Source organism: Parabacteroides bouchesdurhonensis, assembly GCF_900186615.1.
Taxonomy (GTDB): domain Bacteria; phylum Bacteroidota; class Bacteroidia; order Bacteroidales; family Tannerellaceae; genus Parabacteroides; species Parabacteroides bouchesdurhonensis.
Genome location: NZ_LT896588.1, coordinates 3,116,964 through 3,131,789 on the forward strand (window position 1 = coordinate 3,116,964; position 14,826 = coordinate 3,131,789).

Sequence of the window (14,826 nt, forward strand, 5' to 3'; positions counted from 1 at the left end):
ATCTTTTTATTTCTTGCATTGTATATCTTTACTCAAACGCATAGCGCAAAAGTTTGGACCGCACATCGTACAATATTCTCCGTCGGTTACAGCGCTTTCTTTATAATATTGTAATGCGCGTTCCGGATCAAGTGAAAGGTTGAACTGGTCTTTCCAACGAAAATCAAAACGGGCTTTGCTTAAAGCATTATCACGTACTTGCGCTCCGGGATGTCCTTTGGCTAAATCTGCCGCATGAGCCGCTATTTTATAAGCTATCACACCATTACGTACATCTTCCTTATTGGGAAGTCCCAGATGTTCCTTAGGAGTGACATAACAGATCATAGCAGTTCCGTGCCATGCGATTTGCGCACCGCCAATGGCGGACGTAATATGATCGTAGCCGGGTGCGATATCAGTTGTCAACGGGCCTAAAGTATAAAAAGGTGCGTTGCTGCAAGCGTATTGCTGTTCTTTCATGTTCTCGTGTATTTTATTCATAGGAACATGTCCCGGACCTTCAATGATAACTTGTACGAATTGCTCCCAGGCAATCTTCGTTAATTCTCCCATTGTATGCAATTCTGCGAATTGAGCGGCATCGTTGGCATCATAGATAGAACCCGGACGTAGCCCGTCTCCAATGGAAACTGCTACATCATACGTCTTTAATATTTCACAAATCTCGGCGAAATGTGTATATAAGAAATTCTCTTCATTATGAATCTGCATCCATTTAGCCATAATAGAACCACCGCGTGAAACGATTCCCGTAAGGCGCGTTAACGTAAGGTCCACATGTTTTCTCAGCAGGCCGGCATGAATGGTAAAGTAATCAACTCCTTGTTCTGCCTGCTCAATCAACGTATCCCGGTAAATATCCCAGCTTAAGTCTTCTACGCGACCGTTTACCTTTTCCAATGCTTGATAAATAGGTACAGTTCCCATAGGTACGGGGCAATTACGGATAATCCACTCACGGGTTTCATGTATATTATCACCCGTAGAAAGGTCCATTAATGTATCGCCGCCCCATTTACAGCTCCATACCGCTTTTTCTATCTCTTCATCAATGCCGGACGAAAGAGCGGAGTTACCGATATTCGTATTGATCTTTACAAGGAATTTTCTCCCGATGATCATTGGTTCAGCTTCCGGATGATTGATATTTGCCGGGATAATAGCATGTCCCGCCGCAATCTCTTTACGTACAAAATCCGGAGTTATGTATGATTTCAATCCTAATGCTTCTATCTGTTGGTTCTCACGGATAGCGACATACTCCATTTCGGGCGTAATGATACGTTTTTTGGCATAGTACATTTGCGTAATGTTTTTGCCTTCTTTTGCACGATAAGGCAGATAACGTTTCGGAAAGCGGATAGAATCCAAATCCTTATTCACCAAACGTTCACGTCCGTATTCAGACGACAATTCGGTTAACTGAACCAAGTCACGACGGCGGTCATACCATTCTTCGCGGATTCGTGGAATGCCTGCTTTTATATCTATAGATACTTTGGGGTCTGAGTAAGGGCCACTGGTATCATATACAATAACCGGATTATTCTTTTTGAATATCTTTTCTCCTTTTTCATCAATAGTAACGGTATCCAATAGTTTTATCTTTCGCATACCAACCTTTATCTTATTAATTTCTCCCGGAACATATATCTTTTCCGATGAAGGATATGTAATCCGCATGCCCTTTTTACTTGCCATATACTTTCTATTTAATATTCTTCGTTAAATTCATTTCCATACACTTTCTTTATTTCCGCAAGAAACTTACGTGTTTCTTCCATCGGGTCGGAGGCATTGACTATAGCTCCGGATACGGCTATTCCTGTAACTCCTGTTTCCAATAAAGGTACGACGTCTTCCAGGCAAATACCACCAATAGCTACAACCGGTATTTGATAGCTTGCTTCTTTACATTGAGCCATAACCCTGCGATACCCTTCCAGTCCCAATATCGGACTTAAATTTTTCTTCGTATCCGTATAACGATAAGGACCAAGACCGATATAAGACGCATGTTCGGATATGGCATGTTCAATATCTTCGAAAGTATTGGCTGTTGCGCCAACCCAATAACTATCCGCCTGATATTCCTTAATCTTACTCCATGCTTCTCTAACAGGCATGTCGTTCTTCCCTAAATGGACCGATTTCGCTCCTGATTTAAGAGCAATATCCACATTATCATCAATACACAAAACACAATGCGGGTCAGGCAACCGGAGTCCGGCAATTTTTGTTGCCGTTTCCAAGTTCAGATTGTCTTTCATGCGGAGCTGAACCCACGTTCCACCGGCTTCATAAAACATCTTTGCCTGATCGTATTCGGTATATCTTGGGGTGCGATTGGTAATAAGCATCAAACGATTGCTGCCTTTCAAGATACATCGGTGAATATGTTTTTCTGTTATACACATGATCGTAGTAGTTTAAATTGCCTTATAATATCGTTCTGTTCATTTATAGAAGGCGTCTTGCCCCACAAAGCACCCAATACGGCTATTCCGCCGAATTTAATGTCTTTTAGTTGCGGAATTGTAGTGGTGCTAATGCCTCCTAAAGCAATCACTTTATCATTAATCAGTCCGGCGTTTGAGGCTTTACGTAATTCATCTGCCGAAAAGCCTTTTCCATATCCTTCTTTAGAGATACTTTCAAAAACGGGACTTAGGAATTGATAGTCTAATCGGTTTCCTTCCGCTATCTCCTGCATACTATGGCATGAACGGCTGATACTGCCTTTGAATCCGTCGGGTACAATATTGTTTCGTCTGTTTAAATGAACTCCTCCTATATTTAACGGATTTCCGTTATTAACTATATCAAAACAATCATGCAATACAATACGGGAATAAAATACAGCCGGAATATCTTTCAACAGCATTTCCATATCTTCCTGCCTGCAATTAGGTTTACGAAGGTGCAACCGGCTCATTCCTTTAACAAACAGGTTGGTGAGTATTTCTCCTTCGCCGGGGAAAAAGTCCGGAGTGGTAATAACGATCAGTTTCTTCATTGCCGTATCTTTATTTTAGTTAAAGGAATAGGAGAGAAGAAGTGATTCATTGCACCGTGTCCGTGCCCCATAAGCATATCAGTTCCTGCCGATAATGCTTTTGTTATGTATTCTTTTGCCAAACAAACCGCCTTCTGCAAATCATTACCAAGTGCCATATAGGCCGCAATGGCCGATGATAATGTACAACCTGTGCCATGTGTGTTACGTGTATGGATAACCGGAGCTTCCAGTCGTAGGGGCGGTCTGTCAGGAATAAATAAAATATCGGTGCTTGCTTGCCCGGTCAGATGTCCGCCCTTTATCAGAACAGAACAGCCGACGGTTTTCTGTAGTTGTCTGGCGGCCCGTTCCATATCCTTTTCATTGCAGATGGTTATTCCGGATAAACAAGTTGCTTCGTCTATATTAGGAGTGATAAGAGTAACCTTCGGAAATAAGTCTTTCATTAATATATCAATGGCTTCATCTTCCATTAATTTTTTCCCGCTACTCGAAATCATAACAGGGTCTGATATAATACACGATGGAGAATAGGCTGCTATCGCTTCAACCACAGCTTGCACGGCTTCTTTATTAGGAAGCATGCCTGTTTTCACCGCATCTATCGTGAAATCATTAAACACCGCGTTTATCTGTTCTTTTACCAGGGAGGAAGAGATGGCTTGTATACCATAGACATTCTGCGTGTTTTGAGCCGTCACTGCAGTTATGACAGACATTCCAAAAACGCCTAAAGCCGAAAATGTTTTCAAGTCTGCTTGTATTCCCGCTCCGCCACCACTATCAGAACCGGCGATAGTCAGTGCTATCGGGTAACGAAAAGTATTATTTTCATCCATCTTCTTTTTGAAAGGAGGGAAAAAGCCTCTGTTCTTTTCCTACGGCGGCATTATCCGCATCAGGTTCGAGGGTATAATCTCAGCCCATACAGTTTGGCACCCCTTTGTGTAGTACAAAGGTAGGAAGATTAGAGAAGAATACAAAAAACAAGTGTTAAATTAAGAAAGAAAATATCCTTCTCAGAATGCTTCTGTCATATTCATGTAAACAGCCATGCCGCTTTGATTCGGATCTTTCCCCAAGTCCAGACGGAAATTCTTTCCCGGTTGCATTTGGATGCGGAGACCTACGCCATAGTTTAATTTCCATTTATTCCAGTCTACAACAGGAGAATTACCAATCGTTCCTGTTCCGATCCATCCTACAAAACCGCATTTAGCCCAGAAGTTACCGCTCTTATATTTCTCCTGGCTTCCGAACATGTGCCGATATTCAAGAATAGCATAAGCCATTGTCTTATCACGATATTTCCCCCAATAATAACCGCGTAAATCGAAAGGAGAACCAAAAGACGGGAGTTCCGTAAATGGAACATCGCCTACGCCAATCTGCGTGCGGGCTATCCAGGCCAATGTACTGCGCGGACGGAAAACCTGTTGGAATTGCCTGTATTCCAAATCGAACATACCATAGTTATAAGCACCGCCGAAATATTTCCCGTAAGCTCGGGCTATACCGCTAAGAAGCATTCCTGATGTAGGCGTAGCCACATCGTTACGCGTGTCATATTGTATTAATCCGCCAAGCCCAACATTTACATACTTGTGCTTAAATTGTTGGAAGTAGGGATCTTCCTGCATAACCGGATTAATATCCGTAGATTCACTATAGTTAATATCAAACAATGATCCTAGGTAAAAATGAGGTTTTACTTCCCATACAAAACGAGGATAAAGTTGGAAATAATTCTTGTGGAACTTGGTGGTAGAATCACTCTTTTCCGTATGTTCTACGGTTTCATAACCTTTGCCAAAATAATGAGACGGCTCGTTTCTATACCCGTAGTTGATATATATACGGAACTTGTTTTCATTAAAAAACAAAGTTCCCGCACCGGCAAAGACAAAAGTTCCGTTCAATGTAATATTAAATCCGGCAGGGATAAAAGAACGTTGGGAAACAGTGTCGTGTTTATTCAACCGGAAACTGGCCAATACCGCACCGCCTACGCCAAACGAGGCTTCCGGCGTATAAGAAGGTCCTCCTAAGATAGACCACCATATATTCTTCTTTGCCCGGATAGAATCACGTCGTTGTTGTTTGTAATAACGCGCACGCTGCTTTTCCGTCATCGGTTTGCCATCTATCATGAAAGGGGAAACTGCAGACACAACTGTATCTTGTGAAATAACAGTCGTGTTATTTGAAGATTGAGACGGCGTAATTTCTTGTTGCTGTGCTTGAATGAAGTGGATAGATGCCATTCCTATTATTCCCAAGCAAATAAGTAACCTCCTATGATACATGTATTGGTTTGTTTAAGTTGATTTAAACTGAGCGGCAAAAGTACAAAATGGAAATGATAACTCCGAATGTATTGACATTTAAAGCATCTTTTAAGATAACTGACATATCTTTCTGTCTTTTTACTTCCGTATTATTAATAGGCCGACCTGTGTCAGCCTATAGATCGACATTAGTCGGCTTATAGGTTGACAAGGGTCGTTCTATAGACCGACAGCTGTCGGTTTATTAATAATTGCTTATCTCAGTGCTAGTATAATAGTATTCATGAACTAAAAAGTATAGTGTTTTCTTTGTATATTTGCGCAATGTTGTGATATATTGCACAGCTTGACAAATAAGCATTTGATATTCAATTAAGAATATAACACATGAGAGAAAATGAAATGGTTTTTGGCATACGTGCCGTGATTGAAGCTATACAGGCAGACAAAGAAATTGATAAGATATTAGTAAAACGGGAGTTGCAAAGTGATCTTTCGCGTGAACTGTTCGGCGTACTGAAAGGACGTGATATAGCCGTACAGCGTGTTCCGGCCGAACGCCTGGATCGTTTGACGCGTAAAAACCATCAGGGCGTAATCGCTTATATGTCTGCTATAACCTATCAAAAACTGGAGGATATTATTCCGTTCCTGTATGAACAGGGCAAGAATCCATTTATCGTATTGCTGGACGGAGTAACGGATGTACGCAACTTTGGAGCTATAGCCCGTACTTGCGAATGCGCCGGTGTAGATGCCGTTGTTATCCCTTCAAAAGGAAGTGTAACGGTAAATGCCGATGCGATTAAAACATCGGCCGGCGCTTTACATATATTACCTGTATGTAAAGAAAGAAGTATAAATGAAGCGATTCGTTTCTTGCAATCGAGTGGCGTAAAGGTATATGCCGCCAGTGAAAAGGCTGCCGAGAACTATACGGCTGTTCAATACGAAGGGCCTGTTGCCATAGTGATGGGGGCGGAAGATACGGGAGTATCAATGGAAAATCTTCGTATATGCGATAAAATGGTAAAGATTCCGCAATTCGGAACAATCGGGTCGCTGAACGTATCGGTAGCATCTTCTATTCTGATATACGAAGTGGTGCGCCAACGGATGAATAAACAATGATGTTATTAATTATATAAATGATAAACACGATGAAAAAAGTTATTGCGACAACAAATGCACCTGCGGCAATAGGTCCGTATAGCCAGGCTGTACAAGTGGGAAATATGCTGTTTGCTTCCGGCCAACTGGGTATTGATCCGGCTACAGGGAATTTTGTAGAAGGTGCTGTTAAGGAACAGACAGCACAGGCTTTTAAAAATGTACAGGCTATTCTTTCTGAAGCCGGTTATACTATTAACGATGTAGTTAAGACTACTGTTTTTCTGGCTGATATGGGTGATTTTGCTGCCATGAATGAAGTGTATGCAACACCGTTTGACGGAGCTTTTCCTGCACGTTCGGCAGTGGCTGTAAAGACGTTGCCTAAAAACGGCCTGGTAGAAGTAGAAGTGATAGCCGTTAAGGCTTAATTATATTTAGAGGGAATACGTCAAAGCATACAGGAACGTATTCCCTTTTTTATTTTGAAAATAAACCACAAAATAACAGCAAGAATGAAATTATATAACCACAAATCATTACTGCAAATATTTATTTTATTTGTTTTCCTGAGCCAAAACATACTGGCTCAAAAAGTCATAAACATCTCTGCTCACACGGACAACGACCTTTTTCTGCTACTTACGGAAGAGGGAATGGATGTGAAACGTTATGATACTCCGGCTCAAACTATTGAAGAAGCCGCTAAAGGAAGCGGCGTAATTATAACTGCAACCGGATATCCTGATAGGCCAACCGTAATCACAAAAGAGCTTTACGATTTGGCCGCGCGAAAGCATTTAAGGTTATATGTAGAGTTTGTAAACGAATATCCCGGAATACAAATCGCGAAAGATTTATACACAGGCAAGTTGGAACGGGGCGTTATCTCTTCTAAATTCTTTTTACCGTTACAACCCATGAGCCTGTTGGCATTGAACGATTGTCATATTTATAAGGCAGAAGTGAAGAATCCATATATTTCATTTGCTAAAGTTGCAGGTTATGACGTGGCCCAGTATGGCTTATCGGATACGGAGGTTTTTCCTCTTTTATTTAAAGAGAAGAATACGATGATAGCAATGTCGTGCTTATCTAATTTTAAAACAGCTCGCTATGCTCCGAACGCTTCCTGGAAATCGGTTTGGGAACATATACTTTCATGGGTAACTAACCGGAAAGATATTTCCTTAACCAAATGGGAATCCGATCCGCAACCGTCTTATGCGGAGAATGCCATACTGCCGGAAGATGCCCGCACTACATCCATACGGAAAGGGGCAGGCTGGTTATACAATGGTCGTTTCCTTATTCATCCTTCATGGAAAGAACGGGCTTTGGAGATACAAGGAGACGGATTAATGCCTGTTGGTCCGCCTGTTCCTTTGGATGCGCTGGTAGGGAATGGCAGCGACGGTGTTTTGGAAGGACATGCTTCTACTATTTATTATGATGGAACAGAGCAATACCGTTACTGGCTACGTAACGATGTACAGGGGGAAGTGGCATTTTTGTTGGCTTCCGCAGGGAGCTTACTTAATAATGATAAATATGATGAAACATCGGAACATTTGATGGATTATATGTTTTATGAAGCCAATTTCAGACAAGGTCCTCGTGCCAACAAAGACAGCGCTTCATATGGTTTGCTGGGCTGGTCTGCCACTCATCCGTATGTTTTTTATAATGATGATAATGCCCGCTCACTGCTTGGAGTAATAGGAGCTTCGGCTTACTTAAAGAATGAACGTTGGAATAAATTTGTTGTAGAATGTATTTTGGCCAATCTAAGAATATCCAGTAAGCAAGGTTTCCAGGGTGGACGATTGGAAGAACCGCAGATATTGGAAAACGGCTGGAAGTTCTATGGTGAGCGGGATTACGTTAATCCGCATCCTCACTTCGAGTCATGGATGTGGGCTTGTTATTTGTGGCTGTATAATAAAACCGGATATAAACCTTTGTTGGAGAAGGCTAAGACGGCTATCCGTATCACAATGGAAGCATATCCTGATAAATGGGGGTGGACAAACGGCATTCAGCAAGAACGTGCCCGTATGATTCTTCCACTGGCTTGGCTAGTCCGCGTAGAAGATACGCCGGAACACCGTGCTTGGCTGGACACGGTTGTACAAGAGGTTTTGAAGAATCAGGTTGCGTGTGGCGCTATTCGTGAGGAATTGGGAAGCAGTGCTACGGGTATGTTTGGAGGTGCTAAATCGAATAAAGATTATGGATTGCATGAAGCTCCGTTAATTGCTAAAAACGGAGATCCGGTAGCGGATATGTTATATACATGTAACTTTGGATTCTTTGCGTTGAATGAAGCCGCTCATGCCACCGGCAACCCGCAATATAAAGAAGCGGTTGATAAACTATCAGACTTTTTAATTCGTATTCAGGTAAAGAGTGATAAGCATAAAGACCTTGATGGAGCATGGATGCGTGCATTTGACTATAACCGTTGGGATTATTGGGCTTCTAACGCGGATGCCGGATGGGGAGCTTGGTCTACGCTTACCGGTTGGATTCAGAGCTGGATTGTTGGTACACAAACCTTAGTAGAGAAGAATCAGTCTTATTGGGATATTACGCATGATATAAATGTATCGCAAGAGATGCAGGATGCTATGTGGATGGTGGAATAATACATAATTGAATATGAAACGAGTATATTTATCTTTAGACATTGGGGGTACGTGGGTAAAAGGCATTGCCGTACCTTGTAAGGACCGTATAGAAGAGTACAAAATAAATCCGGAAGAAATAAAACGGGTAAAGAGCCGTTTGGGAGTAAATAAAACCGCAGATGATTTTATTGCCGCGCTTCAGGAGTTAATGGATATATTGGTGTGTCCTGATTGTAAGGTATGCGCTATTGGTATTTCTGTAGCCGGAATAGTTGATTATGCCGGAACTAAAATATTATTCTCGGCAGATCATTTAGCTCCGTTGCGGGGTAGTAAATGGATTGATTGGCTCAAAGATAAATATCATGTTCCTGTAGTTTTGTCAAATGATGCGGATGCGGCGGCTGTAGGAGCGGCGGCAGCGGGATACTTAAAAGGATTCCGTACTATAGGCGTGATGCCTATAGGAACAGGCTTAGGATTCTCCCTTTGGAGAAACGGACGCAGGTGGGCTCCGTTTTATAGTCATCCATTGTTGGGCAGTATAGAAACACCTGCCGGCAGTTATGATGAATTAGCCAGCGCTTCTTTATTGGCTTCTGTACATCCGGATAATAACTTGGTTGCTGTATTCAAGGAAGAAGCATATCAAAAGGAGGTGGAAAGTTATCTGGAACGTTTGGTGCAGATCATACGGACTACTTACTATCTTTTCCGTACGGATCTCATATTGATAGGAGGCGGCTTGGCCCACGTGGTACAGATCGCGGATTATCCTTTGGTGGAACGGCTGACGACTAAGTTGCAAAAAGAACCGGTCTTGACCGGAGATACTATAGAAATCCGCTTAATGCCGGAAGCGAATGAATTGCCTTTGCTGGGCATGCTATTAATTGCCGCCGGCGAACAACATGCTCAGTCATTACAAAATATTCCCGAATATAAAACGCTTGTTACGGAAGAACCTTACGATTCTTCTATCCATTTGCATAAAATGGGAACAACGGAACTTGCTTCTCTTTTATGGAAAACAGAACAGGAAGCAGGCAATATACTATCAGAATCTTTAACGGATATAGCAGAAGCCGCAGACAGGATAGCCGACTGCTTAAGTAAAGGCGGCCGTCTTATATATGTCGGTGCCGGAACCAGTGGGCGGTTGGCTGCTGTAGATACGGTGGAAATAGCCTGTACTTTCGGATTTCCTCGCGAACATGTTCTTACATTAATAGCAGGAGGAGTAGCGGATGCTGCTATTGATATTGAGACAAACTTTGAAGAAGATGCGAGCAGTGTGCCTGAAATGGTATTGGCTAACGTATCGGAAAAGGACGTTGTGATTGGCATCTCTGTAAGCGGATGTGCTTATTTTGTGCAGTCGGCATTGGCCTATGCAAAGACGGTGGGCGCTTACAGTGTTTTTATACAGGAAGATGTGTCGTCAGTTCCATTCAGCGACAAAGTTATTGCTTTGCGTACAGGCAACGAGGTGGTAGCCGGTTCTACCCGTATGAAGGCTGGCACAGCTACCAAAAAAGTACTTAATTTCTTATCAACCATAGCAATGATACGGCTTGGGAAAGTACATGGCAGTTATATGACGGAAATGGAATGTATAAACAATAAACTTATCCAACGCGCGAAGAAGATATTGCATGTATTATTCCAATTGCCGGAAGAAGAAGCTGTCAGGCTGCTGGAATCCCATAATTACAAATTGAATGATGTAATAAAGGAATTATTATAATAGAAACGAGTGTGTGTCTTAAGAAGGATATGTAAAACTTGTATTTATGACAGTAACAATTTCTTTCTTGAATTTAATCTGATAATAGAATTATGAAAACAAAGATGACCTTTATTCTCTGCCTGTTTCTTATGCTGATTTCTTGTAATAATAAGACAGGAATATCAAGTCTCAAGTGTGAAATGTTAACCAATCCTTTAGGTATTGATTGTTTAGCTTCGAGATTGAGTTGGGTTATTACCGGAGAGGAGAGAGGTATCAAACAACAAGGGTATCATATACTTGTTGCTTCTTCTTTGGAGCTGCTGGATAAAGAACAAGGAGATTTATGGGACTCAGGAGATGTTGTTTCCGACCAATCAATTCAAGTTGTATATGCAGGAAAAACGTTAAGTAGCAGGCAGACCTGCTATTGGAAAGTGAAAGTTTCTACTACTAAAGGCGAAAGTTCATGGAGTGAACCTGCTTATTGGTCTATGGGGTTGCTGGATGAAAAAGACTGGCAAGCACAATGGATAGGTTTGGACAGAGCTTTCGAATGGGATAATCCGGATACGCAATATACAAGATTATCTGCCCGCTATTTTAGAAAAGAATTTATGACAGAGAAGCAAATGAAGAAAGCAACTCTATATCTGTCAGGCCTCGGATTGTATAAATTGTATCTAAATGGTGATGTCATTGGAGATCAGGAATTATCGCCGACTCCCACTGATTATTCAAAATCTATTAAGTATAATACATTTGATGTAACAGAACAACTCCTAAATGGAGAAAATGCGATTGGTGTTGTTTTGGGTAACGGACGATTCTTCTCGATGCGTCGTCGGGATAATTATTATCCACCCGGACATCATTGGTTGTATAATGTACGTAATTTCGGCTTCCCTAAAATGATATTGCAACTGGAGATTGAATATACTGACGGGGAAAAGCAAGTAATTGTGAGTGACAATACCTGGAATGTTACTGCCGATGGCCCTATAAGAAGTAATAATGAATTTGATGGGGAAGAATATGACGCAACTAAAGAAATGGCTGGATGGAATCAACCCCGATTTGATGACAGTATTTGGCTGCAAGCTGATCTGACAGAATCTCCGGGCGGTAAATTAGAAGCACAAATAAATCCGAATATAAGGATTATGGAAACTATTAAACCTGTTGGAATTAAAGAACAGGCTTCCGGAAAATACATCATGGATATGGGACAAAATATGGTGGGATGGCTACAAATGCGCGTAAAAGGCCAGAAAGGAGATTGTGTCACCTTACGTTTTTCCGAGACCTTAAATCCGGATGGCAGTCTTTATATGGCAAATATACGGGAAGCGCAAGTTACCGATAAATACACCCTAAAAGGAGGGAATGAAGAAACATGGCAACCGATGTTTACTTATCATGGTTTCCGCTATGTTGAAATAACCGGATATCCGGGAATTCCCCGATTGGAAAGCTTTGAAGGGAAAGTCCTTTATGATGAGATGGAGACTGTTGGTACTTTTGAGACTTCGGATTCTACGATTAATCAAATATATAAGAATGCTTATTGGGGAATAAGAGGCAATTACCGTGGCATGCCTACCGACTGTCCGCAACGTGATGAACGGATGGGATGGTTAGGTGATCGCGCAACCGGCTCATTGGGGGAAAGTTTTATTTTTAATAACAATAACCTCTATGCCAAATGGCTGGACGATATAGAGCAAGCCCAACTTGAAAATGGTAGCATACCGGATGTTGCGCCTAATTATTGGGATGCGTATAATAATAATATGACCTGGCCTGCCGCCTATATCATTATAGCAAATATGTTATATGAGCAATATGGAAATTCAGAACCAATAGCCAAGCATTATGCTTCAATGAAAAAATGGTTGGATTACATGAAAGAGAATTTTATGGTTGATTATCTTATAACACGCGATACATATGGAGACTGGTGTCTTCCTCCTGAACGACCTGAAATTATATTCTCGGAAGATCCGGCAAGGAAAACGGATGGACTATTGATTGGTACGGCTTTCTATTATCATTTATCAAATTTAATGAACGGTTTTGCAACCCTTTTGGGAAAACCGGAAGATGCTGTCTATTTTTCCGAACTGTCAAAGAATATTCGGCAAGCGTTTAATGACAAATACCTGAACAAAGAAGTTCCTCAGTACAGTAACAATACCGTTACCGCTAATTTAATGCCACTCTGTTATGGTATGGTTCCGGCTGAATATGAAAAAGAAATATTTAAACAAATCGTAAGTAAAACGGAAAATGATTTTAACGGACATGTAAGTACCGGCTTAATAGGTATCCAATGGTTAATGCGTGGATTGAGCGAACATGGGCGTGCTGATCTGGCTTTTCGTATCGCAACGAATCGTGATTATCCAAGTTGGGGCTACATGGTTGAGAATGGAGCAACTACTATTTGGGAACTATGGAATGGTAATACAGCTGATCCGGCAATGAATTCGGGAAACCATGTGATGTTATTGGGAGACCTCGTTACCTGGTTTTATGAATATTTAGCCGGTATTAGAAATAAGCAAGGATGTATAGGTTTTAGTCAAATAGAGTTGAAGCCGTATCCGGTGGACGGACTAAATGAAGTAAAGGCATCTTTTCTTTCTCCATACGGTTTAATTCAAAGCGCATGGCTAAAACATGGAAATGACTTTCAATGGGATATAACTATTCCTTGTAATACGACTGCACGTGTTTGTATTCCCGCAACAACAGGGGACGCTATTACTGAAAATAATAGAAATATATCTGAGGCGGAAGGAATTGAATTTGTAGGTATGGAAGGTGAATATGCGGTCTTCAATGTCATGTCGGGATCCTATCACTTTGTATCGTCCAAATAGTTTTTATGAATAGATTGTCTTCATTATTAAAAATCACTTCATGAGAAGAATAGAAATACTTGTTTGCTTTCTAACTGTATTTACATTATTGGGAAATGCTGAACCTTTTAAGCTAAAGGGATTAACATGTGAGTATATAGAAAACCCGTTGGGAATAGATGTATATACTCCGGTACTTGGTTGGCAATTGGAGTCGCAGGCACGTAATCAGACGCAATCGGCTTATGAAATACAGGTATCCTGTGAGGAAGGAGACTTGAAAGATGGGAAAAGGTTAGTTTGGAAAAGTGGGAGAGTAAACAGCCCTCAGAATATAAATATCGTTTACTCCGGTAAAAAACTAAAGCCATTTACCAGATATTATTGGCTGAGTTCGCCTCTCTAACAAAACATACTAAAGACACAGAAATATACAGCCAATTAGCGTCTGAGATAAAAGACGCTTTTATTAAAGAGTTTCTGGAAATTGGTACAGGTAAAGTCGGTAATTATACCCAAGCCGCCCAGGCAATAGCTTTATTTTATGATTTACTTCCTGATAATGAAAAGGAAGCCGCCTTCGATGTCCTGCTACAAGCCATTGATAAACGGGACGGACATGTATCTTCCGGAATCTTTGGTGTGCCGGCTGTTTTAAGTGTGTTAAGCCAAAATAACCGGAATGATATAGCTTATGGAATGGTAACGAAGAAGACTTTCCCAGGCTGGGGCTATATGCTGGAATCCGGTGCAACCACATTATGGGAAACTTGGAAATATTCAGATAATGTATTTTCCCAGAACCACCCGATGTTTGGAAGTGTAGGAGAGTGGCTCTATCAATCTTTGGGAGGAATTCATCCGGCAGCTCCCGGATTTAGTAAAATAATAATTAAGCCACAGCCTGCGGGTGACCTTAATTGGGTGAAATGCAGTTACGAATCAATCTATGGAACGATTGAAAGCAATTGGAAGAAGGAAGAAGGCTTGTTTGAACTTCAAGTAACTATACCGGCTAACACATCGGCACAGATTTATCTGCCGTCTTCCAAGAATGCAACCATAACAGAAAACGGCCATTTTATAAATTCATCACAAGACGTAAAGGCTATATTCTATTCAGATGGCTATACGCTGCTGGAAGCAGGTTCCGGTTCTTATAAATTCAAGGTATGGAAATAGT

General features: G+C 41.3%; 12 protein-coding genes and 1 riboswitch. Of the genes, 7 read left to right on the forward strand and 5 right to left on the reverse strand.

The window, feature by feature from the left end:
• Window positions 1-6: 6 nt before the first annotated feature.
• The 5 genes from thiC to C1721_RS13490 form a co-directional block, all read right to left on the reverse strand.
• The gene (thiC, locus tag C1721_RS13470; RefSeq protein WP_102408752.1) at window positions 7-1,704 is read right to left on the reverse strand and encodes a phosphomethylpyrimidine synthase ThiC; all 1,698 of its coding nucleotides are present in this window, start codon (window positions 1,702-1,704) and stop codon (window positions 7-9) included.
• Window positions 1,705-1,715: 11 nt separating this feature from the next.
• Entirely contained in the window at window positions 1,716-2,420 is a 705-nt protein-coding gene (locus C1721_RS13475; RefSeq protein WP_102408753.1) for a thiamine phosphate synthase, read from the reverse strand.
• Window positions 2,411-3,019, reverse strand: coding sequence for a thiamine phosphate synthase (locus tag C1721_RS13480; protein ID WP_102408754.1), 609 nt, complete (start codon window positions 3,017-3,019; stop codon window positions 2,411-2,413). Before C1721_RS13480 ends, C1721_RS13475 begins: the two co-directional genes overlap by 10 nt.
• Window positions 3,016-3,861 (reverse strand): bifunctional hydroxymethylpyrimidine kinase/phosphomethylpyrimidine kinase, encoded by an 846-nt coding sequence (gene thiD / locus C1721_RS13485; RefSeq protein WP_102409473.1) that lies wholly within the window; start codon window positions 3,859-3,861, stop codon window positions 3,016-3,018. The genes C1721_RS13480 and thiD overlap by 4 nt, the downstream gene beginning before the upstream one ends.
• Before the next feature lie 19 nt (window positions 3,862-3,880).
• Window positions 3,881-3,975, reverse strand: a riboswitch (TPP riboswitch).
• Between the two features lie 66 nt (window positions 3,976-4,041).
• Window positions 4,042-5,328 (reverse strand): BamA/TamA family outer membrane protein, encoded by a 1,287-nt coding sequence (locus C1721_RS13490; protein WP_234347469.1) that lies wholly within the window; start codon window positions 5,326-5,328, stop codon window positions 4,042-4,044.
• Between the two features lie 369 nt (window positions 5,329-5,697).
• Here C1721_RS13490 and rlmB point away from each other — a divergent pair, with 369 nt between their 5' ends.
• From rlmB to C1721_RS13525, 7 genes are all read left to right on the forward strand, one after another.
• Entirely contained in the window at window positions 5,698-6,441 is a 744-nt protein-coding gene (gene rlmB, locus C1721_RS13495; protein ID WP_102408756.1) for a 23S rRNA (guanosine(2251)-2'-O)-methyltransferase RlmB, read from the forward strand.
• A 29-nt stretch (window positions 6,442-6,470) separates the two neighbouring features.
• Window positions 6,471-6,851 (forward strand): RidA family protein, encoded by a 381-nt coding sequence (locus tag C1721_RS13500; RefSeq protein WP_102408757.1) that lies wholly within the window; start codon window positions 6,471-6,473, stop codon window positions 6,849-6,851.
• An 84-nt stretch (window positions 6,852-6,935) separates the two neighbouring features.
• The gene (locus C1721_RS13505; protein WP_234347471.1) at window positions 6,936-9,068 is read left to right on the forward strand and encodes a hypothetical protein; all 2,133 of its coding nucleotides are present in this window, start codon (window positions 6,936-6,938) and stop codon (window positions 9,066-9,068) included.
• A 13-nt stretch (window positions 9,069-9,081) separates the two neighbouring features.
• A complete protein-coding gene (locus C1721_RS13510) occupies window positions 9,082-10,797 on the forward strand; it encodes an N-acetylmuramic acid 6-phosphate etherase (RefSeq protein WP_102408758.1) in 1,716 nt (571 codons plus the stop codon).
• A gap of 92 nt (window positions 10,798-10,889) precedes the next feature.
• Window positions 10,890-13,664: an alpha-L-rhamnosidase gene (locus C1721_RS13515; RefSeq protein ID WP_102408759.1), complete on the forward strand. Its 2,775-nt coding sequence runs from the start codon at window positions 10,890-10,892 to the stop codon at window positions 13,662-13,664.
• A gap of 40 nt (window positions 13,665-13,704) precedes the next feature.
• On the forward strand, window positions 13,705-14,049 hold the full coding sequence (locus C1721_RS13520) for a glycoside hydrolase family 78 protein (protein ID WP_102408760.1): 345 nt from the start codon (window positions 13,705-13,707) through the stop codon (window positions 14,047-14,049).
• Window positions 14,028-14,825, forward strand: coding sequence for an alpha-L-rhamnosidase-related protein (locus C1721_RS13525; RefSeq protein WP_159063593.1), 798 nt, complete (start codon window positions 14,028-14,030; stop codon window positions 14,823-14,825). The genes C1721_RS13520 and C1721_RS13525 overlap by 22 nt, the downstream gene beginning before the upstream one ends.
• Window position 14,826 lies beyond the last annotated feature (1 nt).

Excerpts from the sequence above, each read along its gene's own strand:
- C1721_RS13510 (WP_102408758.1), top strand. The coding sequence starts at position 9,082 with ATGAAACGAGTATATTTATCTTTAGACATTGGGGGTACGTGGGTAAAA.
- rlmB (WP_102408756.1), top strand. The coding sequence starts at position 5,698 with ATGAGAGAAAATGAAATGGTTTTTGGCATACGTGCCGTGATTGAAGCT.
- C1721_RS13490 (WP_234347469.1), bottom strand. The coding sequence starts at position 5,328 with ATGTATCATAGGAGGTTACTTATTTGCTTGGGAATAATAGGAATGGCA.
- C1721_RS13500 (WP_102408757.1), top strand. The coding sequence starts at position 6,471 with ATGAAAAAAGTTATTGCGACAACAAATGCACCTGCGGCAATAGGTCCG.
- C1721_RS13515 (WP_102408759.1), top strand. The coding sequence starts at position 10,890 with ATGAAAACAAAGATGACCTTTATTCTCTGCCTGTTTCTTATGCTGATT.
- thiC (WP_102408752.1), bottom strand. The coding sequence starts at position 1,704 with ATGGCAAGTAAAAAGGGCATGCGGATTACATATCCTTCATCGGAAAAG.
- C1721_RS13505 (WP_234347471.1), top strand. The coding sequence starts at position 6,936 with ATGAAATTATATAACCACAAATCATTACTGCAAATATTTATTTTATTT.
- thiD (WP_102409473.1), bottom strand. The coding sequence starts at position 3,861 with ATGGATGAAAATAATACTTTTCGTTACCCGATAGCACTGACTATCGCC.
- C1721_RS13480 (WP_102408754.1), bottom strand. The coding sequence starts at position 3,019 with ATGAAGAAACTGATCGTTATTACCACTCCGGACTTTTTCCCCGGCGAA.
- C1721_RS13475 (WP_102408753.1), bottom strand. The coding sequence starts at position 2,420 with ATGTGTATAACAGAAAAACATATTCACCGATGTATCTTGAAAGGCAGC.
- C1721_RS13520 (WP_102408760.1), top strand. The coding sequence starts at position 13,705 with ATGAGAAGAATAGAAATACTTGTTTGCTTTCTAACTGTATTTACATTA.